This window comes from Stenotrophomonas sp. AGC87, from assembly GCF_057333975.1.
Map to the genome: position 1 here is coordinate 165,162 of NZ_JBHFHW010000042.1, position 22,501 is coordinate 187,662.

26 protein-coding genes and 1 tRNA gene are annotated in these 22,501 nt (G+C 66.0%); 23 read left to right on the forward strand and 4 right to left on the reverse strand.

The window, feature by feature from the left end:
• The first annotated feature begins 8 nt into the window (after positions 1-8).
• Positions 9-4,991 (forward strand): carbohydrate binding domain-containing protein, encoded by a 4,983-nt coding sequence (locus ACE026_RS18025; protein ID WP_486040195.1) that lies wholly within the window; start codon positions 9-11, stop codon positions 4,989-4,991.
• 77 nt (positions 4,992-5,068) lie between these two features.
• Positions 5,069-5,266 carry a hypothetical protein gene (locus tag ACE026_RS18030; protein ID WP_319624102.1) on the forward strand — a complete coding sequence of 66 codons (198 nt, stop codon included), beginning with the start codon at positions 5,069-5,071 and terminating at the stop codon, positions 5,264-5,266.
• A 4-nt stretch (positions 5,267-5,270) separates the two neighbouring features.
• Here the strand turns inward: ACE026_RS18030 and ACE026_RS18035 are convergent, their stop codons facing one another.
• Positions 5,271-5,936, reverse strand: a complete 666-nt coding sequence (locus ACE026_RS18035; RefSeq protein ID WP_486040196.1) for an SOS response-associated peptidase — start codon at positions 5,934-5,936, stop codon at positions 5,271-5,273.
• 96 nt (positions 5,937-6,032) lie between these two features.
• On the opposite strand from ACE026_RS18035, the gene ACE026_RS18040 reads away from it, so the two are divergent.
• The 6 genes from ACE026_RS18040 (at position 6,033) to ACE026_RS18065 (ending at position 8,862) form a co-directional block, all read left to right on the forward strand.
• Positions 6,033-6,386 carry a hypothetical protein gene (locus ACE026_RS18040; RefSeq protein WP_486040197.1) on the forward strand — a complete coding sequence of 118 codons (354 nt, stop codon included), beginning with the start codon at positions 6,033-6,035 and terminating at the stop codon, positions 6,384-6,386.
• A gap of 72 nt (positions 6,387-6,458) precedes the next feature.
• The gene (locus ACE026_RS18045) at positions 6,459-7,073 is read left to right on the forward strand and encodes a hypothetical protein (RefSeq protein ID WP_486040198.1); all 615 of its coding nucleotides are present in this window, start codon (positions 6,459-6,461) and stop codon (positions 7,071-7,073) included.
• Between the two features lie 106 nt (positions 7,074-7,179).
• Positions 7,180-7,518 carry a hypothetical protein gene (locus ACE026_RS18050; RefSeq protein ID WP_486040199.1) on the forward strand — a complete coding sequence of 113 codons (339 nt, stop codon included), beginning with the start codon at positions 7,180-7,182 and terminating at the stop codon, positions 7,516-7,518.
• A gap of 66 nt (positions 7,519-7,584) precedes the next feature.
• Positions 7,585-7,797, forward strand: a complete 213-nt coding sequence (locus ACE026_RS18055) for a hypothetical protein (protein WP_486040200.1) — start codon at positions 7,585-7,587, stop codon at positions 7,795-7,797.
• A 177-nt stretch (positions 7,798-7,974) separates the two neighbouring features.
• The gene (locus ACE026_RS18060; protein WP_486040201.1) at positions 7,975-8,565 is read left to right on the forward strand and encodes a hypothetical protein; all 591 of its coding nucleotides are present in this window, start codon (positions 7,975-7,977) and stop codon (positions 8,563-8,565) included.
• 219 nt (positions 8,566-8,784) lie between these two features.
• Positions 8,785-8,862: transfer RNA gene (locus tag ACE026_RS18065), tRNA-Arg, on the forward strand.
• 209 nt (positions 8,863-9,071) lie between these two features.
• Here the strand turns inward: ACE026_RS18065 and ACE026_RS18070 are convergent.
• A complete protein-coding gene (locus ACE026_RS18070; RefSeq protein ID WP_486040203.1) occupies positions 9,072-9,236 on the reverse strand; it encodes a hypothetical protein in 165 nt (54 codons plus the stop codon).
• A 17-nt stretch (positions 9,237-9,253) separates the two neighbouring features.
• Complete coding sequence (locus ACE026_RS18075; RefSeq protein WP_486040205.1) at positions 9,254-9,625, reverse strand: hypothetical protein; 372 nt, start codon at positions 9,623-9,625, stop codon at positions 9,254-9,256.
• Positions 9,626-9,781: 156 nt separating this feature from the next.
• On the opposite strand from ACE026_RS18075, the gene ACE026_RS18080 reads away from it, so the two are divergent.
• The 10 genes from ACE026_RS18080 to ACE026_RS18125 all read left to right on the forward strand — a co-directional run bounded on the left by ACE026_RS18080 (position 9,782) and on the right by ACE026_RS18125 (position 16,328).
• Positions 9,782-10,270 carry a DUF421 domain-containing protein gene (locus ACE026_RS18080; RefSeq protein WP_486040206.1) on the forward strand — a complete coding sequence of 163 codons (489 nt, stop codon included), beginning with the start codon at positions 9,782-9,784 and terminating at the stop codon, positions 10,268-10,270.
• 92 nt (positions 10,271-10,362) lie between these two features.
• A complete protein-coding gene (locus ACE026_RS18085; protein ID WP_486040207.1) occupies positions 10,363-10,602 on the forward strand; it encodes a hypothetical protein in 240 nt (79 codons plus the stop codon).
• Positions 10,603-10,794: 192 nt separating this feature from the next.
• Positions 10,795-11,958, forward strand: coding sequence for a zinc-dependent alcohol dehydrogenase (locus ACE026_RS18090; protein ID WP_486040208.1), 1,164 nt, complete (start codon positions 10,795-10,797; stop codon positions 11,956-11,958).
• A 1-nt stretch (position 11,959) separates the two neighbouring features.
• On the forward strand, positions 11,960-12,952 hold the full coding sequence (locus ACE026_RS18095) for an acyl-CoA dehydrogenase (RefSeq protein WP_486040209.1): 993 nt from the start codon (positions 11,960-11,962) through the stop codon (positions 12,950-12,952).
• Positions 12,940-13,698 carry a PIG-L deacetylase family protein gene (locus tag ACE026_RS18100; protein WP_486040210.1) on the forward strand — a complete coding sequence of 253 codons (759 nt, stop codon included), beginning with the start codon at positions 12,940-12,942 and terminating at the stop codon, positions 13,696-13,698. The genes ACE026_RS18095 and ACE026_RS18100 overlap by 13 nt, the downstream gene beginning before the upstream one ends.
• On the forward strand, positions 13,695-14,282 hold the full coding sequence (locus ACE026_RS18105; RefSeq protein ID WP_486040211.1) for a class I SAM-dependent DNA methyltransferase: 588 nt from the start codon (positions 13,695-13,697) through the stop codon (positions 14,280-14,282). The genes ACE026_RS18100 and ACE026_RS18105 overlap by 4 nt, the downstream gene beginning before the upstream one ends.
• Complete coding sequence (locus tag ACE026_RS18110) at positions 14,279-14,992, forward strand: glycosyltransferase family 2 protein (RefSeq protein WP_486040213.1); 714 nt, start codon at positions 14,279-14,281, stop codon at positions 14,990-14,992. The genes ACE026_RS18105 and ACE026_RS18110 overlap by 4 nt, the downstream gene beginning before the upstream one ends.
• On the forward strand, positions 14,992-15,261 hold the full coding sequence (locus ACE026_RS18115; RefSeq protein ID WP_486040214.1) for a hypothetical protein: 270 nt from the start codon (positions 14,992-14,994) through the stop codon (positions 15,259-15,261). The genes ACE026_RS18110 and ACE026_RS18115 overlap by 1 nt, the downstream gene beginning before the upstream one ends.
• A gap of 169 nt (positions 15,262-15,430) precedes the next feature.
• Positions 15,431-15,880 (forward strand): PA2169 family four-helix-bundle protein, encoded by a 450-nt coding sequence (locus ACE026_RS18120; RefSeq protein WP_019183020.1) that lies wholly within the window; start codon positions 15,431-15,433, stop codon positions 15,878-15,880.
• A gap of 160 nt (positions 15,881-16,040) precedes the next feature.
• Positions 16,041-16,328, forward strand: a complete 288-nt coding sequence (locus ACE026_RS18125; protein WP_046272599.1) for a hypothetical protein — start codon at positions 16,041-16,043, stop codon at positions 16,326-16,328.
• A 54-nt stretch (positions 16,329-16,382) separates the two neighbouring features.
• Here the strand turns inward: ACE026_RS18125 and ACE026_RS18130 are convergent, their stop codons facing one another.
• A complete protein-coding gene (locus ACE026_RS18130; RefSeq protein WP_486040216.1) occupies positions 16,383-16,871 on the reverse strand; it encodes a GNAT family N-acetyltransferase in 489 nt (162 codons plus the stop codon).
• A gap of 103 nt (positions 16,872-16,974) precedes the next feature.
• On the opposite strand from ACE026_RS18130, the gene ACE026_RS18135 reads away from it, so the two are divergent.
• The 5 genes from ACE026_RS18135 (at position 16,975) to ACE026_RS18155 (ending at position 22,478) form a co-directional block, all read left to right on the forward strand.
• Positions 16,975-17,664, forward strand: a complete 690-nt coding sequence (locus ACE026_RS18135) for a helix-turn-helix domain-containing protein (protein ID WP_486040217.1) — start codon at positions 16,975-16,977, stop codon at positions 17,662-17,664.
• A gap of 67 nt (positions 17,665-17,731) precedes the next feature.
• Positions 17,732-18,679, forward strand: a complete 948-nt coding sequence (locus ACE026_RS18140; RefSeq protein WP_486040219.1) for a DMT family transporter — start codon at positions 17,732-17,734, stop codon at positions 18,677-18,679.
• Positions 18,680-18,808: 129 nt separating this feature from the next.
• A complete protein-coding gene (locus ACE026_RS18145) occupies positions 18,809-18,937 on the forward strand; it encodes a hypothetical protein (RefSeq protein WP_313211819.1) in 129 nt (42 codons plus the stop codon).
• Positions 18,938-19,026: 89 nt separating this feature from the next.
• The gene (gene thrA, locus ACE026_RS18150) at positions 19,027-21,549 is read left to right on the forward strand and encodes a bifunctional aspartate kinase/homoserine dehydrogenase I (RefSeq protein ID WP_486040220.1); all 2,523 of its coding nucleotides are present in this window, start codon (positions 19,027-19,029) and stop codon (positions 21,547-21,549) included.
• A gap of 11 nt (positions 21,550-21,560) precedes the next feature.
• Positions 21,561-22,478, forward strand: coding sequence for a homoserine kinase (locus tag ACE026_RS18155; protein ID WP_486040222.1), 918 nt, complete (start codon positions 21,561-21,563; stop codon positions 22,476-22,478).
• Positions 22,479-22,501: the final 23 nt, after the last annotated feature.

The following is a 22,501-nucleotide window of genomic DNA, read 5'->3' on the forward strand; positions in this document are numbered from 1 at the left end:
GATCCCCAATGCAAGAACGGAAAATTACCCTGATCGATATCGGGGCGGGCGCGCTGCCGTCTGTCACCCCGGTGACGGCGCAGAACTCGTCATGGTTCCCGACGGTGTACGTGTCCCCAGAGACGCCGCCGGTGGACGGCGTGACGCCCGAGCCGGTAGCCGACGGCGTGCTGATCGAGTGGGACGCCGTCGATCAGGCAGGGGTGGTCTACATCATCGAGCGGGGCCCCAGCCAGAACGGGCCGTGGACGGAGATCCACCGCACCACCGAAACCCGCTACCTCTACAGCGATGGCAGCGGGCAGAAGTGGTTCTTCCGAATCACCGCGTCCGTGCGGGGGAAGCCGGGGCAGGGCACGGTGGTGGAGGCCACGCCGGCGCCGACCACCGCCGAGCTGATCGCCGCCCAGCAGAAGCTGGACAAGGAAATCGTGGACCGGGCGCTGGCCGATGCCAATGAGGCTGCGAGCCGCGTTCGCGATATCGCGCTGGTGAATGCCGGCCTGGTGCAGGAGGCGCAGACCCGCGTCACCCAGATCGGCCAGGCCATGGACGCGGTCGCCGCCGAGAGCCAAGCCCGCGCCACGCAGCTGCTCAACGAGAAGACGGAGCGCGAGGCTGCCATCACCGCGGTCAGCGAGACGCAGCAGAACGGATTCGACTCGCTCTCCCGCGCGCTGTCCGAGGTCGCTGCTGGCAGCGGCACGCAGTTCGACAGCAAGCGGATCTGGGACTTCAACCTGACCGTTGAGAACTGGACGGGCAACGGAGCGCCCGTGCTGGTGGACGGTTGGCTGCGCCCGGCGAATGCCGCGGCAAATCCCTACGTGCAATCACCTGCTGGGCTGGCGATCGACGGCAGCGCCTACCGCTACGTAAAGATGCGAATCAAGAAGGTGGGCAAGCCCACTTGGGCAGGCGCGCTTCAGTGGATCACCACGGCGGACGCAACGTGGAACGCCGCCAAGCGCGTGGCCATGGCCGAGCCGGCATGGGACAGCAACGGCGTCGCCACGATGGACGCGGCTGACGTGCCGTGGTGGCCGGCCACTGTGGCGGCGATCCGCCTGCAGCTCGGTGCCGCGCAGGCGCTGTCCGATTACTACCTGATCGACTGGGTGGCGATCGGTCGGCCGTCGCCCGGCGCCAGTGTGGCGCTGGTGCAGGAAGAGACGCAGGCCCGTGTCACCGCGCTGGCGGCGGAGGCCACGCAGCGGAATACGCTGGCCGTGCAGATGCGCGGCAACTACACCGGAACCGACCTCAGCCAAGCGCAGGGGTTCATGGGCGATGAGCGCACCGCCCGCGCGGCGGCCGACAGTGCGCAGGTGCAGCGCATCACGACCATGGAAGCCCGCATGCCTGCCGGCAGCGGCGGCCTCGCCACGAGCGCATCGGTGACGACCCTGCAGGATGCGATGGTAGCGGCGGACCAGGCCAATGCCCAGGCGACGACGAAGGTGTCTTCGGATCTGCGCGCGGCGATGGGCCGGGGCGTGAACCTGGTGATCAACGGCGACATCGGAAACGACCTCGCCGGCTGGCAGATCACCGGTGGCCAGCCCGGCACATGGTCGGTCAGTGCGACCGAGGGGCGCGGTGGCGGTAAATGCCTGAAAGGCACCAGCGTCCCGTTTGGGGTGGTCACTTCGGCACAGGCCAACCTCAATGAGGGGATCGAGGTCAAAGTTGGACGGCGCTACCGGCTGCGAGCTTGGGTAAAGGTCAGTGCGGACTATGTCGGCGACACCGACAATTCAAAGATTCGCGTAGGTGCCGTCCGGACGGACGGCACGGAGGTCTTGCTGTGGTCGCGGGTCTACAACTCGGGTTGGACCAACTGGACGGTGGTGGAGAACGTCTTCACGATCGCAGAGGGCACGACCAGGTTCCGGCTTTCTGCCGGCCTCCGCAACACGGCCGGCTACGTCCTAGTGGACGACTTCGAATTCGTCGATATAACCGACGAAGAGCTGATCGCCTCCAATGCCTCGGGCCTAACTGCCATCACCACCCGGGTTGGCGTCGTAGAAGGAACGCTTGTTAGTCAGGGAACCGCGCTCACTCAGGTGCAGGCTGACGTGGCCGGCAAGGCCAGCAATGCAGCGCTGACTTCGCTGGACAGCAAGGTCACCCAGCTCGCGAACACCGTTACCAGTCAAGGCACCGCGTTGACCAGTGTCACCGCGAGCCTACAGAACATCGGTGGCGACAATCTGGTGGGTAACAGCAGCTTTGAGCGGGAGGCCACAAGTGCCGGGGGGGTTCCCGGTTGGGGGAACAACAGCGCTGGCTTGGGATCGGCCGTCACCCGTCGCCTGTTGGCTACCTCGATGCTACCTGGGTCAAGCCGTGCGTGGCGTTGGGAGCTCCAGAACGTCCCGGTCACAGGCTATCTGGAAGCCATCAGCAACACCGTCGTTAAGAGCACTCGCATCGTTCCCGGTGAGAAAGTGACGGTATCCGCCTATCTGCGCGGCACCCCAGGGACGCGCTGGTTCCTGCAGATAGCGTGGCATGACGCCAACGGCGCGGTCATCTCCTATATCGGTAGCCCGGGCACCACGACCCTTACTGATGAGAACTGGTCGCGGAAGGTGTTTACCCCGGCCAACCCGGCACCGGCCAACGCTGCCGCTGCGCGCGTATACCTACGCGCATATGGGTTGAACGTGGTTGATCAATGGGTGGAATGGGACAATGTACAACTGCAGGTCGGGGCTGTGGCGACGGGCTATACGCCGTCACTCGATGAGATCGCCAGCGCCACCGAGGCGAACTCGATCGCTACGAGTACCCTCTCGGGTAAGGTGACCGCGCTGGAGGGCACCACCACCGCTCAGGGCCAGGCGATCACGACGGCGAGTGCAAAGCTGACGGCTCTGATGAGCGGTGGCGTTTCGGTGTTTCCGCAGGGCACGTTTGAGACGTTCGACACGGATGCGCAGTTGTCCAATAGCAACGGCGTGTCATTTACCGTTCGATCAGGGAACTCGAGCGGAATTCGGCGCACTGGCGGCAAAGCGATGGAGGCGAAGGTCGTCACCACGTCCAGTAGCGGGAACGCCGACGTGAACATCAGCGGAGACGTCCCGGTCTCGCCCGCTCGGAGCTACTACGTTGAAGGCTTTGCCCGTCTGGCCGACGCGAGCACTACGCCGACTTCCGGTTCCGCGCATCTCGGCGTGCGTGCAGCTGACGAGGCAGATGGGAACTTGCATTGGCCGGTGGTTGGTCAGAACCTGAGTGGATTGACCAACGCGGCATGGACCAAGATATCTGGTTACATCACCACCAGTGGCTCGGCAGCCCGGATTCGACTGTTTGCGTCCTTGCGGGGGGCTCGCCAAGCCGGGGTAATTGTGATGTTCGACGACCTTACCATCTCGGACGTCACCGATGCGCTAGGCGCAAAGGCAACCGCTGAAGCGGCGGCGAACGGCCTCAGCGCTTTGACCACGACCGTCACCCAGCAGGGCGGCCAGATCACTGCCCTCGGGCAGCAGGTCAACCAGGTTGGCGCCAGCGTGGCAGGTAAGGCAGACGCCAGCGTGGTGCAGACGCTCACGGCTACGGTGAATAGCAATCTCACCGGATCTGGAAATCAGATTCCCAACTCCACGTTCGCAACGGACACTCTGGGCTGGACCCTTGAGTACGCGCTTGGGTGGTCGGGAACAGGTGGATTTGGCTGGGGTCGTGACCAGTCCGGGCGCTACCTCGATCAGCACGGCATCCACGTGGTCGGCATCCGATCTGATGCTGTGAGCGGTGCCACGATCAACGACAACGCCTGCTACATCTACACCGACAAATACTTGCCGGTGGTGCCCGGTTCCACGGTGATCCTCAGCGGCTACATCAGCACGTTCGGTTACGGGCGTGGTGGCGTGGTGATGAAGTTCTCCAATGGCGCTGGAGATTTCATTGCCGAGCCGATCTCCAATCTCGTGTCTACCCCAGATAGCAACTGGGGCCATATCAGCCAGTGGACTCGGGTGTTCCTGAAGTACACGGTGCCCGCCGGCGCAACCAAGGCCAAGGTCGGCATGTTTGCTCGCTGCGACGTGTCAGCAGGTCGCTTTGCAGGCGTGTGGATGGCGATGCCCATGTTGGAGGTGGCGAAGGCCGAATCCACAGGGCCGTCCCCTTACTCGGCGGGTGGCAACGAGTCATTTGCCGGATACAGCATGTACGTGACGGCCGACGGGCTGACTGGCGGCCTGGTCACGAAGAACGACGGCAAGGTCGTCGACATGAAAATCCTTGCCAACGTCCTCCAGATCCTCAGCCCCAACAAGCCCGAGGGCATCGAGATGCGCGATGGCTACATCCGCGTATGGAAGGGGAACTCGCAGCGGATCATCGGCACCGGCTTTGGCAGCGGCGACCTGATGGACTACTTCGGGCCGAACGTCGGCGCAGGGGCCGCCAACAAGCAGAACGCGACGGTCTGGATGGACGTCAACGGAAATGCCTACTTTGGCGGCACGCTCTCGGCGGGCATCTGGAAGAACGCCAACCGCACCGATAGCACGGCGCCATACCCGTATGTCGAAGTCGGGCCGTTCCCTGCACATGGCAAGCAGCGTCTCGTGGTGGCCTCATTCAACACGTCGTCGCCGACGTACACCACCTGGTACGACGGTCGGTCGTGGAACAACGAACCGCCGCCGCCCAGCATCTCTACGACAACGGTCCTGCGGCTGCGGCGCAATGTTGGCAGCGGACTTCAACTGGTTTCGCAGCAGGCGTTCCAGGCGTACTCGGTGCTTGAGGCCAACATCTATCACGATCGCGACGCTGGGATTCCCCAGCTGCCGAACGGTGGGTGGCAGCAGATGTACTTCTTCGCTTGCGACGGCTCCTTCACCGCAACCGAGCCGGGTTCGACCTTCCAGAACTTCGTGTACGAGGCAGCAATTACCGCCCAAGGCATCGGTCAGATCGGCCGGCAGTCAATGTCGGTGGTCAGCACCGAAGAACCATAGGCGGCCCTGCCGCCCCATGCACCAATCGCTGACGCGGCGGCCAGCGTTCCCAGCCGCCGCAATACCAGGAGAGAACTATGAAATTTCGTGCAAAGCTGCAGATGGAAATGAAGACGGCAGACCAGCGCGGCGTCGTCACGCTGAGCTTCGTTCCGCTCGATGCGGGTGTGCCGCAGATGACGTTGTCGGTGTCGCCGGCGGCTGCGGCCGGCATGGAGGTCGGTCGGATCTACAGCTTCACCGCGGAGGTCGAGCCCGAGGACGAGGCCGCCTGAAGCCTCAGGCGACCTGGTCCAACAGGGCCGGTTGGTTGTTGCGCGGCGTGTTCACAGCGCGGCTGACGCGATAGGCCTCCATCGCCGGCGGTTCGCTGGCCAGCAGCATCGCCATCGCGTCGTCGGGCTCGGCCGCCAGCCACTCATCGGTCTGGCCGGCCGTCAGCCACACCGGCATGCGGTCGTGGATATCGGCCGACACGCCACTGCTGTCACCGGTGATCACGGTGAAGGTGCCCAGGTTTTCCGGGTCGAGCAGGGGACTGGTGTCTTCCCAGAGGCCGGCCGCCAGCAGCGGCCCGGTCCCGTGGATGAACCATGGATCCTTCTTGCCGTCCTCGGCGTTCACCGACCACTCGTAGTACCCGGCCATGGGGATCAGGCATCGGCGCTTCTTGAACGCCGACCGGAAGGCCGGCTTGGTGGCCACTGTCTCGATGCGGGCATTGATCGTCGAGCCCTGCAGCTTCTTGGCCTTGGCCCAGAAGGGGAGCAGGCCCCAGGACAGCCGGGTGACCTGCAGGCCGGTGCCGCGATCGAGGATCACCGAGGCGCGCTGTGTCGGCGCCAGGTTGTAGCTTTCGGGGATCGACATGAGGTCGCCGACCAGCTGGGGGAAGCCCAGGGTGTCAGCGTTCCGGATGGGGGTCTGGACGAATCGGCCGCACATTGTGTGATCCCGTGCCCCAGTCAGGGACGCTTCTTTCGCATCACTTTGACCGGTCCCGCGTGATTATCCGATGCCCGGCCAGTGAAGGAGATCGCCATGACCCCCGGCGCCGAGAGAATTCTCGACCATTGGGCGGCCGCCCCGGATTTTCGCCAGATTACTGTCCGAGAGGCCGCCCGGCAGCTGCAGGAGTTGGTGCCCAGCTATCCCCATCCCTCCGATCACCCCGTGGCGATCTGCGTCAATGGCTACCGGTGGTTCGGCTCCGAAATGGAAGCGGTTGCCGACGCCATCTATCGCACGACGCGAAGGCCTCATCGGCTGGATGAGACGCTGGCCGGCCCGCAGTGGGACGTGGAACGCGATGATGAAGGCCGCTGGTCGGTGCCGGGCATGTGCTTGGCCCGTGCCCATGTCGAACGAGCCTCCGACCGCCTCCACACGGCCTGATCTCGCCAGCCCAGTTGGACAGTTCTGCCGGCCGCAGGCGATAGTTGCGAGACCTAGTCCTTACGGCCACCCATGAGCATCCTCAATGTCCTGATGACGCCGGAGCGAGCGTTCGTGGCCGTCGATACCCTTGCTCAAGACGCGGTAAGCGGGGAGGTCTCAGAGGGTGCCAAGCTGCTGCTGATCCCCCAGCACAACATCGTCGTTGCTGGGCGGGGATCCGGGCAGTTCTTCCTCCGCATCTATCAACTGTGTCTTGAGGCCAGCTTCCGGAAAGCTTTCAGCATTGAACAGATCATGCGGGAGGTCGGGCCTGTCATGGATCAGCTGTGGCCCAACTACGTCCAGGCAGCCCGGGAAGCCAAGTTGGATCTCGATCAGCTGCAGGCTGAAATCGTGATAGTTGGTTGGTCCAAGGCCCAAGGCCGGATCGTCGGCAGCGCCTACGCGAAGTCAGTTGTTGAGCAGCCAACCCGTGTAGCCGAGCTGGTTGGCGGAATTGCTGCGCCAGGTCAGCCACTGCGCGATCTTCCCGATAGCTTCCATCCCGATGCGATCCTCGCCGCTGGGCGCCGGCAGGCCGAGTATGTGAATGCTGAAGAGGGAAGGCACGTCGCCGGCGGGCGGATCATCGCAGCCTTTCTGCAGCGGGGTGAGGCGATCGTGCGGGATCTTGGCGCCGTGTGACTGGCTTGGCCAGCGCCTTTGCATGGCCCTGACGTGCCGTCGCGGAATCTGAGACCCCGGTCCGTATCCTGCGCCCATGCTCCCGCCCTGCAACTCCACCGGCTTTATGACCGCCGCTCGCCCCACGGGCTGGGTGCAGCATGGCGAGCACTGGGGGCTGTGGTGGGGGAACCGTCAAATCGCCTGCGTGCAGCCGAGTGCCAAGGGCGTCCGGGTCGTCTTGGCCTGCAGGAAGCTGTGGCAGGACAAGGAGGTGGGGGCGGCCACCATCGCCCAGGGCAAACGTTACGCGGAGCGGTGGTGCGCGGCACGAGTACTGGAAGGTGTGCCGCTGAAAGATGCCGTGGCGCAGCTACTGGCGAAGGACGAGCCGACCCGCAAGCTCTCCCGCACCGAGATGCAACAACAGAGACGGCTGAACGCGATCCCCAACCCGAAGCTGTAGCGATGGCAGTCAGCCGGCGTTGCCTCCGTATCGGCGCGTGCGACCGCCGGCGGCGACAGTGGCTCCATGGATCAGAAGAGCATCGGCAAGGCGCGCTGGGCGCGCGCGAGGGCGGCTTCGCTATGGCAGCAGGCCGACGACCTGGACAGCAATCACAGCGGCGACTGGCGGGCGAGGGCGACTCGCCGGCGCGGCGCTGATCGGCTCCGCGCCGAGGCCTCGCGGTTCGACGGCATCGCCAACCGGCTCCAGCCCTTGGACGACGACCAGGCCGCCTGATGGACTGACCCCAAACTGACCCCAGGCCACTGGTAAGTCGTTGATTTCCGTAGGCCACCAATGATCGCGGGTGATCGGCTTAGTCGTTGTTTTTGTTGATCTTCCGCGACCTTGACATGGTAGTAGCCAGGAAGAGCTGCCCCGTTCAGAATGAAGATTCCACAGGGAGGGATGAACATGGACCCGTCGTTTATGAAGCGCCTTCGCACGATGGACACTGTCGCTTTCTGGATCAGTGTTGCAGCTGGACTGGCTGCTGCAATCGCTGGTGCGCTGGGTTTGGTGGTCATGTCTGTTATCTCGGGCTGTGTGGCCGCCGGGACTCCAGTCCTCACGCGAGCGATCAACCGTCGAGAGCAGCAGCAGCTCACTGATCGGTTGGCGTCGCAAGCGAACATCCTGGCCCAGCTAGCGGATAGGACTCTGACGCATTCTCAGGCGGCCAAGCTGATTGCTGTGCTCCAAGAAGGCGATCCTTTCGACGTATGGATTTGCTTTAACAGGCATGAGGTTGAACCGAGTCGCTTTCGGGAGGAACTGGTGAACGCATTCCAAGCTGCCGGTTTCAATCCGAAGTACTTCGGTGGGATGACTAACTCGACCGTAGGCGTCGAGGTCGCGGGCGATGAGACGGAAGAGAAGCGGAGACTAATGCGGGCGCTGACCGCCGCAGGCATTCCCCACCTCGGTGTCCACTTCGCGGACGATGTTGAAGGGAGGTGGAGCCCATCGATTTGGGTTGGCATCAAGCCGTCCCCAACGATGTAGAGCCGGCCCGCGCTTCCCCTTTTCTGCTCCGCAATCGCTTCCAAACGTTAAAATGGTCCGGGAAAATTGGGCCCCTCAGCGCCATGATTGCGGAGCGAAAATGGCGGCTAAGTGATTGTTTATAAATGGATGATTCATAGCTTCCCAAGCTGCTGATCGGCAGGGCTGAAGGGAGGGTCCTCGACCCCGTTCTGGCACAGCTTTGGCACAAGGTGAAGTGAACCCCTTGACCCATATAGGCGGGTCGCCCCCCTCCTAAGGGGAAGGTCGCCCGTTCGAATCGGGCCGGGGTCACCATCTTCAATGCCGCCCTCTGTCGATATTTGACGCGCGCGGTTGAGATTATGCGGATTTTCGCGAGCCGCCCATTGGCACGGTCAGGGTTTCCCATATCATCAGTCTGAAGACGTGCCTGAGTTTCTATTTGGACGGACAAATATTGTCGGAATGTATTCTCCGTCACCTCAGGCGAAATGAGGCAGCGCCTAGCAGGTCTACTAGGCGCCTTACGCCTTCCCCGGCCGCTCATAATCCTCAGGCTTGGCCCCATGCTCCGCCTCCGGCATGTCCTTGTCCTTCCATCGGGCGTCATCGTTTCTCAGCTTGTCCGGCGTGTGGCTCTTCTGCTGGTCGTCTTCTTTCGTAGCCGGTGCTCGCGGCGCAGTAGTCATCACATTTCCTCGTTTGATCAGCGATCCAGGGTCTGCTTGCCAGACGTCCCACCCTGGCCAAAGTTCGGCTGGGTAATTCCGTCGTCCTCGCGGACGCCATCCGGTTCCCCTTCACCCGCCTTGACATCCTTAGCGTGGCCCCGCTGGTTGTAGCCCTGGTTCTCCGTCTTCAGCCGCGCTGCATCCGAATCTTTCGCGTCCTCGCCGTCCTTCGGCGGCTTGGCCGCAACGAAAGGCGAAATCGGATCACTGGCCGGAAACGTCTCTTCCAGCGCTTCGTCATGGTTCTCCGACGTGCGTTTCTTGTCGACGGCGCCTTCCGCCGGCGGGCAGTTGTGCGCGGCGTGGGCGTCTTCGGTGGAGGCGGGCGGGGTTTTGTCGTGCTGCATGGCGTGTCTCCTGCGCAAACGGGTAGGGCGGTGATGCCTTGACGCTAGCCCTGCCGCTGTTACGAAGCGGCAGGGGTCCCGTGAAGGGCGGGTGCTCCCATCGGCTTCACCCGGGAGTTCCTATCGTCCAGACCTCGCCACACGGAGGCTGCCGCGATGCATGAGATGTTCGAGCTGGGAATGGAGTGGTGGGAGTTTGTGGTCCGCGCGATTGCGGTGTATGTGGTGGTCCTGCTGCTGACCCGCATGAGCGGCAAGCGCTCGATGGGGCAGTCCACGCCGTTCGACATTCTGGTGATCGTGCTGCTGGGCACGGCCGTGCAGAACTCGCTGATCGGTGAGGACACGTCACTGCCCGGCGGGCTCATCCTGGCCGCGACGCTGATCGGCCTGAACTGGTTCGTCGGCTTTCTCGGGGCGCGCAGCAAGCGCCTCAACGAGATCGTCGAGGGCGTGCCGGTGGTGCTGGCGCGGCACGGCACGATCTACTGGGAGCAGGTGAAACGCTGCAACGTCAGCCCGGCCGATCTGGAAGTGGCGATGCGCGCCAACGGCTGTGAGGGCTTCGGGCAGGTCGAGTTGGCGGTGCTGGAAACCTCCGGCGAGATCACGGTGAACAAGCGCCGCGCCGAAGGCGATGACTGAGCGGGCGCGTTCGCCGGTCACTCTCGCCCTCGCTGGATGTTGACGGTGCGCCGCGTAGCGTCGGGTGCGGTCCCACAACAGGAACACGCGCGATGTACATGCCACTGGACAGTGAAACGATGGCCCCATTCGATGATGTGATCGCTCAGGTGCCGGACCCGGCCCCGGACCCCATGCCGCCCGCGCCGCCGGTGGAAGAACCGGGCCGTGGCGATCCGCCCGCGCAGGAGCCGCCGCAGGAAATCCCACCCGAGGGCGACCCCGCACCCGCATCGCCCCCGCAGGAACTGCCGCCGGATCCGGAGATGCCCTCGGCGCCCTCGGTGGAGTAAGCCACCAACGCGTGCGGCGCTGGCCGCACCCGCAGAATGAATGATTCAGTCCCCATGCCCTGCGGAGCGCCATGCGCTTCAGCCTCCGCGGTGCGGCGCATTCGCCCGGATAGACACGCCGCACACGGTGCGGTCACGACGCTGCCACGCCGTACCACGTACCACAGAGGTACTTGGATAACGGAGTTTGCTATGCGCGCACTGACTTACCACGGCAGCAAGGATGTACGGGTCGATACCGTCCCCGATCCCGCCCTGGCCGCCCCGGACGACATCATCCTGCGCGTCACCGCCACGGCGATCTGCGGCTCGGACCTGCATCTGTACCGCGGCAAGATCCCGGATCTGCATACCGGCGACGTGCTCGGCCATGAGTTCATGGGCGTGGTGGAGGAGGTGGGCGCGGGCGTGATGGATCTGCGCCCGGGCGACCGCGTGGTGATTCCGTTCGTGATTGCGTGTGGTGAGTGCTTCCATTGCCGGCTTGCCGAGTTCGCGGCCTGCGAGACCACCAACACCGGCAAGGGCGCGGCGGTGAACCAGAAGGGCATCCGTCCGCCGGCGGCCTTGTTCGGCTACAGCCATCTGTATGGCGGCGTATCCGGTGGGCAGGCGGAGTTCGTGCGCGTGCCGAAGGCCAATGTCGGGCCGTTGCGCATTCCGGATGCGCTCTCTGATGAGCAGGTGCTGTTCCTCTCCGACATCCTGCCGACCGGTTACCAGGCCGCACTCAATGCAGGCGTCAAACCGGGCTCCACGGTGGCGATCTTCGGTGCCGGCCCGGTCGGGCTGATGAGTGCGGCGTGTTGCCGCCTGCTGGGGGCGGAGACGATCTTCATGGTCGACCACCTGCCGTATCGCCTCGCCTTCGCGCAACAGACCTACGGCGTGACCCCGATCGATTTCACCCGGGTGGAGGATCCGGCGGAATACATCATCACCCAGACCAACGGCCGCGGCGTGGATGCCACGATCGAAGCGGTCGGCTTCGAGGCCGAGGGCAGTGCGCTGGAATCGGCGCTGACCACGCTCAAGGTGGAGGGCAGCAGCGGCGTGGCGATCCGCCAGTGCATCGCGGCCACGCGTCGTGGGGGCACGGTGAGCATCCCCGGTGTGTATGCCGGCTTCATTCACGGCTTCCTGCTCGGCGATGCGTTCGACAAGGGCCTCACTTTCAAGATGGGCCAGACCCACGTGCAGAAGTTGATGCCGGAGCTGCTCGACCATATTGGCGAGGGCCGGCTGGACCCGGGCGTGATCGTGACCCACCGGCTGTCGCTGGAGGACGCGGTGCGTGGCTACGAGATCTTCGACCGCAAAGAGGAGGATTGCCGCAAGGTGATCCTGACGCCCTGACATGAATGCCGTGGCTTCTCTTGTACCGCCGGCGGCACCGCAGCCGGTGACCGATGGCGACGACCTGCAGGCGCAGGCCCGCACGTGGATCGAGCATCAACCCTTATTGCCGCGCCCCGGCAGCGGAGACACGCTGCTGCGCTGGCAGGCGCTGGCGCATATCGCGGCGCGCGATCTTTGCTTGGCCAAGGTGCTGGAAGCGCATTACGACGCGCAGGCGATCCTGGAAGAACTGGGCGCCGCGATGCCGGACCGCGATCAGCTGGGTGCGGTATGGGCGGCTGAAGGACCTGCGGCGACCCTGCGCTTCGATCGGGCCAGCGGCACGCTCTCCGGTGACAAGCCGTGGTGCTCCGGCGCCGGCTGGGTGGACCACGCGCTGGTGACGGTGCGCGATGACGGGCGCTCGCGCTTGTTCCTGGTACCAGTGCGCCGTGCCAGCGTGAGTTTCCTGCCGCAGACGTGGCAGGCCACGGGCATGGGGCGCGTGCCGAGCGGGACCGCCCGTTTCGACCAGGTGCCGGCCGTCGAGGTCGGCGCGGCCGATGCCTATCTGCAGCGCCCAGGTTTCTGGCATGGCGGCGCGGGCATCGCGGCCTGTTGGTTTGGCGGGGCCAGTGCCTTGGCCGAGCCGCTGCTGCGCAGCGCGCGTGCCGATGAGCCGGGCACGGCGGCTGGCCTGCTCGGTGAGATTGATCTGGCGCTGTCGCCATGCGCCTCCCTGCTGCGCGAGCTGGCCGCGCTGATCGATGCGCAGCCCGACCAACCCCATCAGCGCGAGATCGTGCGGGCGCGCAGTGCGGTGGAGCGCGCCGCCACCCTGACGCTGGATCGGGTGGGCAGGGCGCTAGGGCCCGGGCCGATGTGCATGGACCCGGCACACGCGCTGCGCTGGGCAGACCTGACGGTCTTCATCCGCCAGAGCCACGCTGACCGCGACTGGCAGCATCTTGGCAACCTGATGCACCGCGAGGGACGTACGTGGACGCTGTGACTCGTCAGATCGAAGGCGGCGGTATTACCGAAGCACAGTGGGCAGCGTCGCCGTGGTTGCAGTCGCTGCCGCTTGCGTCCGCCGCGACGCTGTTTGGCGATGCGCAGCGGCTGGTGGTGGTGTCACCGCACCCGGACGATGAAGTGCTGGCCTGCGGCGGCCTGATGGCGCTTGCACACCAGGCAGGCCTGGCCATCACGGTGATCTCGGTAACGGACGGCGAGGCCTGCTACCCCGATCAATCCGCGTGGTCGCCAGAGCGGCTGCGCGTGGCCCGTGCGGCTGAGCTGGACGATGCGCTGCGTTGCCTGGGCCTGGCGAGCGCAACGCGGATCGCCTGGCACATCGGCGATGGCGCGGTGACGGCCAGCGAGGCATGGATTGGCGAACAGTTGGCGGCCGCGCTGCGCCCGGACGACCTGGTGCTGGCGCCGTGGCGCTTCGATGGGCACCCGGACCATGAAGCGGTCGCGCGTGCCTGCGTGCAGGCCTGCACCGCGCGCGGCGCCGCGTTTAAGGAATACCCGGTGTGGGGCTGGCATTGGCTGGACCCGCAGGCGGCACCGTCCGCCTGGGCGCCGGCGACACGCTATGCGTTGGAAGGCGACCTGCTGGACCGCAAGCGCGATGCCATCCAGCAATTCGTGACCCAGACCGGCGCGGTGGCGGGGCTCGAGTGCGAGCCCATCCTGCCTGCGGCTGTGCTGCAGCGGTTTGAACGGACCTACGAGGTACTGATCGGATGAGTGATGTCGCCTACTTCAACGCGCTGTACGAGAACGAGGATCCGTTCCAGTACCGGACCCGCTGGTACGAACAGCGCAAGCGCGCGCTCACCCTGGCCAGCCTGCCGCGCGAGCGCTTTGCCCGTGGCTGGGAACTGGGGTGCTCCAACGGGGTGCTGACCGCGGCCCTGGCCGAGCGTTGCGATCAACTGCTCGCTACCGACCTGAGCGAGGGTGCGGTCGCTGCGGCACGAGTGATGACCCGGCGCCACGCGCACGTTTCCATCGAGCAGGCGCGTCATCCACAAGAGTGGCCATCAGGCACGTTCGACCTGATCGTGCTGGGTGAAATGGGTTACTACCTCTCACAAGACGACATGCGTCAACTGGCGGCGCAGGTGATTCAATCGCTCACGCCGCAGGGCGTGGTGATCGCCTGCCATTGGCGCGTGCCGTTCGAGCAGGCGCGCTGCAGCGCCGCGTTCGTGCACGCGCAGTTTGATGACAGCCTGCCACGCCTGTTCTCGTACCGCGACGAGGACATGCTGCTGGAAGGCTGGTCGGCCGAGACCACCTCGGTGGCCGAACGCGAGGGTCTGCGATGATTGCCGTGACCGTTCCCGCGCACAACGAAGAACAATTGATCGCTGCCTGCCTGCAGTCGCTGCAGGTGGCGGCTTTGCATCCCGCGCTGCGTGGCGAGCCAGTGGTGATCGTAGTGGCGCTCGATCGCTGCCGTGATGCCACGGAATGGATCTGCCAGCGCATGGGCGTGGAGGTGGTCAGCGTGGACGCCGGGTGTGTGGGTGTCGCGCGGGCGGCGGCGAGTGAGCGCGCGTTGGCGCTGGGGGCCCGCTGGATCGGGTGTACCGACGCGGACAGTGTGGTGCCGCCGGACTGGCTTGCGCGCCAGCTGCAGTGTGGTGCGAATGCCTTCTGTGGCGTGGTGGCCGTCGGTGACTGGTTGGACTACCCGCCGGCCGTGCGCGAGCAGTTCCTGCAGGGCGAGCATGCGCTGGATGGGCACCCGCACGTACATGGCGCGAACATGGGTTTCAGCGCGGTGGCATATCGGCAATCCGGCGGCTTCGCGCCGCTGGCCACCGGTGAGGACGTCGCACTGATCCAGGCCATGCACGGCGCCGGCATGCAGGTGGCGCGGCTGGCCAGCCCACGGGTGATGACCAGCGCACGCCGGCACGCGCGTGCACCGCATGGTTTCAGTGGCTTCCTGCGCCGGCTGGAACAGCGCGTGAGCTTGGCGGCAGATGAAGTGGCGAGCGACGTGGCGCCGCTGTCACTGCTGGCGCGTTGATGGAAACCATCGATCTGCTCGGCTGGGCGGCGACCGCCGTGCTGATCGCCACGCTGTGGCGGCAGATATGGAAGCAGTGGACGGCCGAGGATGCGCAGGCGGTATCGACGTGGTTGTTCGTTGGCCAGATCACTGCCTCGGTGTTGTTCATTGCGTACAGCGCGGCGACTGGATCGATCGTTTTCGTGGTGACCAATTCGCTGATCCTGCTCACCGCGATTGCCGGGCAAGTTCTGGCCTGGATCAAGCGCAGACGAGCAGGAAAGTAACACGCATTTCGCGCCTCCACGACGCGCCGTGCACATCTGCCGCGCAGTACGTTGAGCTCGCTGAACACTCACATTTCAGTGTCACGCCGACTTCATGGCCGATGCGGAAAGGTCGACTCACCCCGACAACAACACACGGGCCAAACCGGACCAACAGGAGTACATCGCAGTGAATACCGAATCGAAGACCGCGCATAACTTGAACGACCTGATCGAAATCGCCCGCGATGGCCAGGAGTTCTACACCGAGGCCGCAGGCAAGGTCGAAGATGCCGAGTTGGCGGCGCTCTTCACCCGTATCGCCGGTGTCAAGAATGAGATCGTCCGCTCGCTGAGCGCCACCGTTGTAGCTGCAGGCGGCAAGCCGGCAGACCATGGCACCTTCGTCGGTTCCATGCAGCAGTTCTACGGCAAGGTGCGCGCCACCCTGGGCGACAAGCAGTACGGTTACGTGGCCGAGCTGGAAGAATCCGAAGATCGCCTGCTGAAGGCGTTCAAGGACACCCTGACCGACGCCGACACCTCGCCGGCCGCGCGCCAGGAAGTCCAGCGTCTGCTGCCGCAGGTGCAGGAATGCCATGCCGTGATGCGCGACCGCAAGCACGCCATGAAACACTGAGTTTCAGGCGCTTGCTGACGCGGTAACCAGAACAGCCCCGGCACTGCCGGGGCTGTTTGTTTGTGTCCGGCAGGCGGGGTGGCGGACAAGGTCCAGACGGCGCCGAACGGTAGTGGGGGAATTGGTGCATACTCGGGACAAAGAGCCGCTTGGATTTGTCATGGAACACATGCGTTGGCTGACGCTTCGTCTCAGCAACAATCAATCCATCGGCCCGAAGGTGCTGATGGACCTGTGGGCCAACGCGTGCGAGACCAATCAGTCCTCGGTGACCCGCGAAACGCTGCCCGGGAAATCGACCTCCTACGCCCTGCACGCACCGACCTCGCTGGCCTATCCCAAGCGTGCGGAGCTGCGCATGCGCAAACTGCTGGAAGAGGCCGGCTACACATTCACGCTCGGCTCGCTGGCCGACCGCCCGGCACCGCAGCCGGTGCGCTTTCGCTGACGCCGTTCACCGGCGCCGCATTCATTCTTGAACCAAGGTGCCGCAACCGCGCGTTCAGTCGACGCGATCGGCGGCCACGCTGCGGACCATGATCCGGACCGGCATGCCCGCGGCATGCTGCAGTGATTCCAGCGGTGCCCAGCCCAGCTGGCGATACAGGCCCCCATCATCGGCTTCGGTCTGCAGGTAGAGATCGCGTACGCCAAGCGCGCGACCGCGCACCAGCAATTCTTCGATGACTTTCTCGGCCAGGCCGCGCCCGCGGTGCGCCGGATGGACATAAACGCCGCCCAGCCAGTGCAATCGTTCGGGCCGCTCGGTCCGCTCATGGAACTTGAGCTGCGCTGCGGCGACGGGTACCGCGTCAACCAGCGCGATCAGCAGCAGGGGCAACTCGTCGTCCTGCAGGAACACTTCCAGCCGCTGCTGCTGATCGAGCAGGGTCAGGTCCGGCACGTGGCGTCCCCATTCCTGGAAATACCACTCGGCCAGGATGGGCAGCAGGTCGGGGCGGTCACTGAGGGGAACGATGGTGCAGGCCACGGTGAACGCTCCATGTTGGACGGGTCGGCTGCCATGGTACGCGGATGCGCGGGCGTTTCGCCGCTGCTTGCAGCGGCCTTCACCCAGCGCGCAGACTATCGCCATGCACGCCAGCGCCTGCCACCTGCGGTGTTACGGAACGTCCACCGATGTGGACCGGCATGACTTTGCGCAATGGGTGCTGCCGCTGCGCGGCGATCTGGATGTCGAGGTCGATGCGTTTGGCGGCCGCCTGGATGTGCTGCTGGGGGCCTTCGTGGCGCCCGGCGAGGGGCATGCACAGACCGGCGATGGCGATCATCTGATGTTGATCGTCGATTGCCCGGCGGGGGTGATCGATGACCACACCCTGGAGCACCTGCGTCGCCAGCGTTGGCTGGCACTGCCGAAGGGAGTGCGCCAGCGCCTGGCCGGTGCGCCCGCACACGGCAGTGAGGGTCTGCTCGCGACCCTGCTGCAGCAGTACGCGCCCGCTGGCAGCGCGGCACGCCTGCATGCCCTGTGTACCCGGCTCTCGGCCAACCCCGGCGCGGACTGGAACGTGGCCCGCATGGCCGCGCTGGTCGGCATCAGCGGCAGCCGCCTGCACGCGGCCTTCGTACAGGAATTCGGGGTGCCTCCCCAGGCGTGGCTGAGTGCCTGCCGGTTACGCTGGGCCAAGCACCGGCTGCTCACCAGCAGCGACAGCATCGCCACGATCGCACTGGATGCCGGCTATTCCGAGCACAGTGCGCTGACCCGTGCCCTGCGCCGGGAAACCGGGCTGACCCCGCAGGCCTTCCGGCGGCAGTAGCCTCGGTCAAGACGTCGCGGTGCGCGGCTTCTACACTGCGCGGCCAATGCATACCGCGTGAGCCGCAATGAAACGATCGATGGGAGTGGGCATCGCCAACGGCATTGCCGCCGGCGCGCTGTGGGGCGTGGTGTTCCTGGCCCCGGCGATGCTGCACAGCTTCAACGCGGTACAGCTCTCGGCCGGCCGTTATCTGGTCTACGGCCTGATTGCCGTCGTTCTGCTCGCGCCGCGCTGGCGGCAGCTCAAGGACCGGCTGGCCTGGCCCGAGTGGCGGGGTCTGTTGTGGCTGAGCCTGGCCGGCAACCTGGTCTACTTCCTGCTGCTGGCCAATGCGGTGCAGTGGGCCGGCGGTGCGGCCGCCTCGCTGATCGTGGGATTGATTCCGGTGGTGGTGACCCTGGCCGGCGTGCGCGAGGAAGGCGCGGTGCCACTGCGACGCCTGGCCCCGGCGCTGCTGCTGTGCCTGCTCGGCGTGGCGCTGGTGGGCTATGAAGCCTTGATGGCCGAACACGCGCAGGGCTCGGCCGGGCGCCGGTTGCTCGGGCTGCTGTGCGCGGTCGGGGCGTTGTTGTCCTGGGCGGTGTACTCCATCGGCAACAGCCGATGGCTGGCGCGCCGGCCGGATTTATCCGGCCACGACTGGTCGCTGCTGACCGGCATCACCACCGGTGGGCTCGCCCTGGTGCTGGTGCCCAGTGCGTTCCTGACCAGTACGACGGTGCATCCGCCGGGCGAGTGGCTGAACTTCTGGCTGATCAGCGCGGGCGTGGCGGTGGTCGCCTCGGTGCTCGGCAATGCCTGCTGGAACCGCGCCAGCCGCAACCTGCCACTGACCCTCACCGGGCAGATGATCGTCTTCGAAACCCTGTTCGCCCTGCTTTACGGCTTTGCCTGGCAGCAGCGCTGGCCGACGCTGATGGAAACGGTCGCCATCGTCTGCCTGGTCTCGGGCGTGCTGATGTGCGCGCACGCCCATCGGCCACCCGCGGCGGTGGCGGAGCATGTGGGGTAGGAACGGCCTTGCCGTGGCTGGATGGTCACAATCGCAACTTGTTGGCCGACGATGGCCGCGGTTTACGTGCCGCCATCTTTTGCAGCGCAGCACTTGACAAGCAGGGCGGCGGCGTAGTTTTCTTGATCCATGGTCATCACCGCCGCCCACGCCTACCTGCTCGTTCCCGCCTCCGCGGGCGGCCAGGCCGTGTCGACCGGTACCACCATCATTACCACCGCCACCACTCGCCCGGTGCGGCCCGTCGTCTTCGCGTAATTTCCGAAAACCACGGCCCCGCACCCAGATCAGGTGGCGGGGGAAACTCTCAAACCTGATGTGACGCGGGGCCTCCCATCGAGGTCAGCATGTCTTCTGTCGCCGCTTCCGCTCCCCCTTCCGCCCAGCCCGCCGTCTCCGTCGCCGCGCGGGCCGGCGTGACCACCGTGGTCCACAAGTTCGGCGGCACCTCGGTGGCCGATGCCGAGCGCTATCGCCATGTGGCGCAGCTGCTGCTGGCGCGTGAGGAGACGATGCAGGTCACCGTGGTCTCGGCGATGAAGGGTGTTACCGATGCGCTGATCGGCGTGGCCACGTTGGCGGCGGAAGACGGCTCGGCCTGGCGCGAACAGTGGCACGCCTTGCGGGCACGCCACCGCGGTGCTGCCGTGGCCTTGCTCGGCGAGCACGCCGGGGCGACGGTGGAGTGGCTGGACCAGCGCTTCGATCAGCTGGCCGAGGTGCTGGGCGCGCTGGCAGTGATCGGCGGCCTACCCACGGAAGTACTGGACCGCGTGCAGGGCATGGGCGAGGTGTATTCGGCCCAACTGCTCGGGAAGTATCTGCAGACGCTGGGCGAAGACTGCGCGGTGCTGGATGCGCGCGATGTGCTGGTGATCGAGCGCGGCGAACTGGGCGTGGACGTGGACTGGGTGCGCAGCGCCGAGCGGCTGGCCCAGTGGCGCCTGCAACACCCGCAATCGCGCATCGTGGCCACCGGCTTCGTCGCCCGCGACCGCCAGGACCGCATCACCACGCTGGGCCGTAACGGCAGCGACTACTCCGGCGCGATCTTCGCGGCGTTGTTCAACGCCGATGAGCTGCACATCTGGACCGATGTGGATGGCGTGCTCTCGGCCGACCCGCGGGTGGTGCCCGAGGCGGTGCAGCTGGAAGCGCTGAGCTACGACGAAGCCTGCGAGTTGGCCTATTTCGGCGCCAAAGTGGTGCACCCGCAGACGATGTCGCCGGCGATCGAGCGCGGCCTGCCGATCATCATCCGCAACACCTTCCATCCGGACCATCCGGGCACGCGCATCACCGCCGAGCGCACCGTTTCGGGGCCCATCAAGGGCCTGACCCTGAGCCCGGACCTGGCCGTGATCAACCTGGAAGGCACCGGCCTGATCGGTGTGCCCGGCACGGCCGAGCGGGTGTTCGCAGCGCTGCGCAATGCGCATGTGTCGGTGGTGATGATCTCGCAGGGCTCGTCCGAGCATTCGATCTGCTGCGTGGTGAAGCAGGCCGAGGCGGTGCGCGCGCGCGAATCGCTGCTGCAGGCGTTCGCGCATGAGTTGAGCCTGGGCCAGGTGCAGCGCGTGCAGTTGACCGACAACGTGAGCGTGCTGGCGGCGGTGGGCGATGGCATGGCCGGCCAGCCCGGCGTGGCCGCGCGTCTGTTCGAGTCGCTGGGCCGCGCGCAGGTGAACATCCTGGCGATCGCGCAGGGTTCCTCGGAGCGCAATATCTCGGTGGCGGTGGACAGCCGCCATGCGACCAAGGCGCTGCGCGCGGCGCATGCCGGCTTCTGGCTGTCGCCGCAGACGTTCTCGGTCGGCGTGATCGGCCCCGGCAATGTGGGCGCGGCGCTGCTGGATCAGCTGCAGGCGGCCCAGGTACAGCTGCTCGGCCGCGCCAATGTGGATCTGCGCCTGCGCGCGGTCGCCTCGCGCAGCCGCATGGTGCTGGACGAGCGCGGCCTGAAAGGTGACTGGCGCGCGGCGCTGTCCGGCCCGGCGCAGCCGAGTGATCTGGAGGCATTCACCGAACATCTGCTCTCCGCCCATCTGCCGCACGCGCTGATCATCGATTGCAGTGGCAGCGCCGACGTGGCCGACCGCTATGCCGGCTGGCTGGCCGCGGGCATCCATGTGGTCACCCCGAACAAACAGGCCGGTGCCGGTCCGCTGGAGCGCTATCACGCGATCCGCGAGGCAGCCGCTGGCAGTGGTGCGCGCTTCCGTTACGAAGCGACGGTCGGTGCGGGCCTGCCGGTTATCACCACGCTGCGCGACCTGGTCGATACCGGCGATGAGGTGCTGGCGATCGATGGCGTCTTCTCTGGCACGCTGGCGTGGCTGTTCAACAAGTACGACGGTCAGGTGCCGTTCTCCGAGCTGGTCAGCCAGGCGCGTGGCATGGGCTATACCGAGCCGGACCCGCGCGATGATCTCTCTGGCGTGGATGTTGCGCGCAAGCTGGTGATCCTGGCGCGTGAGGCGGGCCGTGAGCTCAGCCTGGAACAGGTGCGCGTGGAAAGCCTGGTGCCCGAAGCACTGCGCCAGGCCAGCGTGGACGACTTCATGGCGGGCCTGCCGCAGATCGATGCGGTGTTCGCCGAGCGCCTGGCGGCCGCCAGCGCGGACGGTGCCGTGCTGCGCTATGTGGCGCGCCTCACGCCGGACGGCGCTGAAGTGGGCCTGGTCGCGCTGCCGGCCGGGCACGCCTTCGCGAACCTGCGCTTGACCGACAACGTGGTGCAGTTCACCACGCGCCGCTACTGCGATAACCCGCTGGTGGTGCAGGGGCCTGGCGCCGGGCCGGAGGTGACCGCCGCCGGCGTGTTCGCCGATGTGCTGCGCGTGGCGGTGGGCGAAGGAGCACGCTTGTGAGTGAGGGCCGCATGACGGAAGCACGCGCATTCGCACCGGCCTCGGTCGGCAACGTGGGGGTAGGGTTCGATATTCTCGGCCATGCGATCGAAGGCGTTGGCGATACGGTCACGGTGCGGCGGATCGACGAGCCCGAGGTACGCATCCACGCGATCCGTGGCACCACGGTGGACCTGCCGCTGGGGGCCGAAGACAACACCGCCGGCGCCGCGTTGATCGCGCTGCGTGCCGCGCTGGATCTGCCGTTCGGCTTCGAGGTGGAGATCGACAAGGGCATCGCGCTGGGCTCGGGCATGGGCGGTTCGGCCGCGTCGTGCGTGGCCGCTTTGGTCGCGGCCAATGCGCTGTTGCCGCAGCCGTTGTCGCGCGAGGCGCTGTATCCATTCGCGTTGACCGGTGAGGCGGTGGCCAGCGGTGGCCGCCATGGCGACAACCTCGGGCCGATGCTGCTGGGCGGGCTGGTACTGAGCACGGCGGACCGGTTGGTGCCGGTGCCGGTGCCCGCGGCCTGGCACAGCCTGCTGGTGCATCCGGATGCTGTGCTGGAGACGCGCCGTGCGCGCGCCGCGCTGCAGGGGCATTACGCGTTGGGCGAGTTCGTCGCGCAAAGCGCGAATCTGGCGCTGGTGCTCAGTGGCTGCTACACCGGCGATGCCGCGTTGATCCGTGCCGGCCTGCGTGATGTGCTGGTCGAGCCGCGCCGTGCCGGTCTGATCGCCGGGTTTGCCGCCGCGCGCGACGCGGCGCTGGCGGGCGGGGCGATGGGCGCCAGCATCTCCGGTGCGGGGCCCAGCGTGTTTGCCTGGTTCGAGCAGCGGGATGCCGCGTTTGCCTCGCAGGCGGCGGTCCAGCAGGCGTTCGCGGACGCGGGCTTCGACAGCCAGGCCTGGGTGTCGCCCTTGAATGCCCCTGCCGCGCGCTTGCTGTGACGCGTTCACTCTTTCTACTTTGG

Bases quoted from the DNA above. Each gene is read 5' to 3' on its own strand.
- ACE026_RS18025 (WP_486040195.1), top strand. From the start codon at position 9: ATGCAAGAACGGAAAATTACCCTGATCGATATCGGGGCGGGCGCGCTG.
- ACE026_RS18030 (WP_319624102.1), top strand. From the start codon at position 5,069: ATGAAATTTCGTGCAAAGCTGCAGATGGAAATGAAGACGGCAGACCAG.
- ACE026_RS18035 (WP_486040196.1), bottom strand. From the start codon at position 5,936: ATGTGCGGCCGATTCGTCCAGACCCCCATCCGGAACGCTGACACCCTG.
- ACE026_RS18040 (WP_486040197.1), top strand. From the start codon at position 6,033: ATGACCCCCGGCGCCGAGAGAATTCTCGACCATTGGGCGGCCGCCCCG.
- ACE026_RS18045 (WP_486040198.1), top strand. From the start codon at position 6,459: ATGAGCATCCTCAATGTCCTGATGACGCCGGAGCGAGCGTTCGTGGCC.
- ACE026_RS18050 (WP_486040199.1), top strand. From the start codon at position 7,180: ATGACCGCCGCTCGCCCCACGGGCTGGGTGCAGCATGGCGAGCACTGG.
- ACE026_RS18055 (WP_486040200.1), top strand. From the start codon at position 7,585: ATGGATCAGAAGAGCATCGGCAAGGCGCGCTGGGCGCGCGCGAGGGCG.
- ACE026_RS18060 (WP_486040201.1), top strand. From the start codon at position 7,975: ATGGACCCGTCGTTTATGAAGCGCCTTCGCACGATGGACACTGTCGCT.
- ACE026_RS18070 (WP_486040203.1), bottom strand. From the start codon at position 9,236: ATGACTACTGCGCCGCGAGCACCGGCTACGAAAGAAGACGACCAGCAG.
- ACE026_RS18075 (WP_486040205.1), bottom strand. From the start codon at position 9,625: ATGCAGCACGACAAAACCCCGCCCGCCTCCACCGAAGACGCCCACGCC.
- ACE026_RS18080 (WP_486040206.1), top strand. From the start codon at position 9,782: ATGCATGAGATGTTCGAGCTGGGAATGGAGTGGTGGGAGTTTGTGGTC.
- ACE026_RS18085 (WP_486040207.1), top strand. From the start codon at position 10,363: ATGTACATGCCACTGGACAGTGAAACGATGGCCCCATTCGATGATGTG.
- ACE026_RS18090 (WP_486040208.1), top strand. From the start codon at position 10,795: ATGCGCGCACTGACTTACCACGGCAGCAAGGATGTACGGGTCGATACC.
- ACE026_RS18095 (WP_486040209.1), top strand. From the start codon at position 11,960: ATGAATGCCGTGGCTTCTCTTGTACCGCCGGCGGCACCGCAGCCGGTG.
- ACE026_RS18105 (WP_486040211.1), top strand. From the start codon at position 13,695: ATGAGTGATGTCGCCTACTTCAACGCGCTGTACGAGAACGAGGATCCG.
- ACE026_RS18110 (WP_486040213.1), top strand. From the start codon at position 14,279: ATGATTGCCGTGACCGTTCCCGCGCACAACGAAGAACAATTGATCGCT.
- ACE026_RS18115 (WP_486040214.1), top strand. From the start codon at position 14,992: ATGGAAACCATCGATCTGCTCGGCTGGGCGGCGACCGCCGTGCTGATC.
- ACE026_RS18125 (WP_046272599.1), top strand. From the start codon at position 16,041: ATGGAACACATGCGTTGGCTGACGCTTCGTCTCAGCAACAATCAATCC.
- ACE026_RS18135 (WP_486040217.1), top strand. From the start codon at position 16,975: ATGCACGCCAGCGCCTGCCACCTGCGGTGTTACGGAACGTCCACCGAT.
- ACE026_RS18140 (WP_486040219.1), top strand. From the start codon at position 17,732: ATGAAACGATCGATGGGAGTGGGCATCGCCAACGGCATTGCCGCCGGC.
- ACE026_RS18145 (WP_313211819.1), top strand. From the start codon at position 18,809: ATGGTCATCACCGCCGCCCACGCCTACCTGCTCGTTCCCGCCTCCGCG.
- thrA (WP_486040220.1), top strand. From the start codon at position 19,027: ATGTCTTCTGTCGCCGCTTCCGCTCCCCCTTCCGCCCAGCCCGCCGTC.
- ACE026_RS18155 (WP_486040222.1), top strand. From the start codon at position 21,561: ATGACGGAAGCACGCGCATTCGCACCGGCCTCGGTCGGCAACGTGGGG.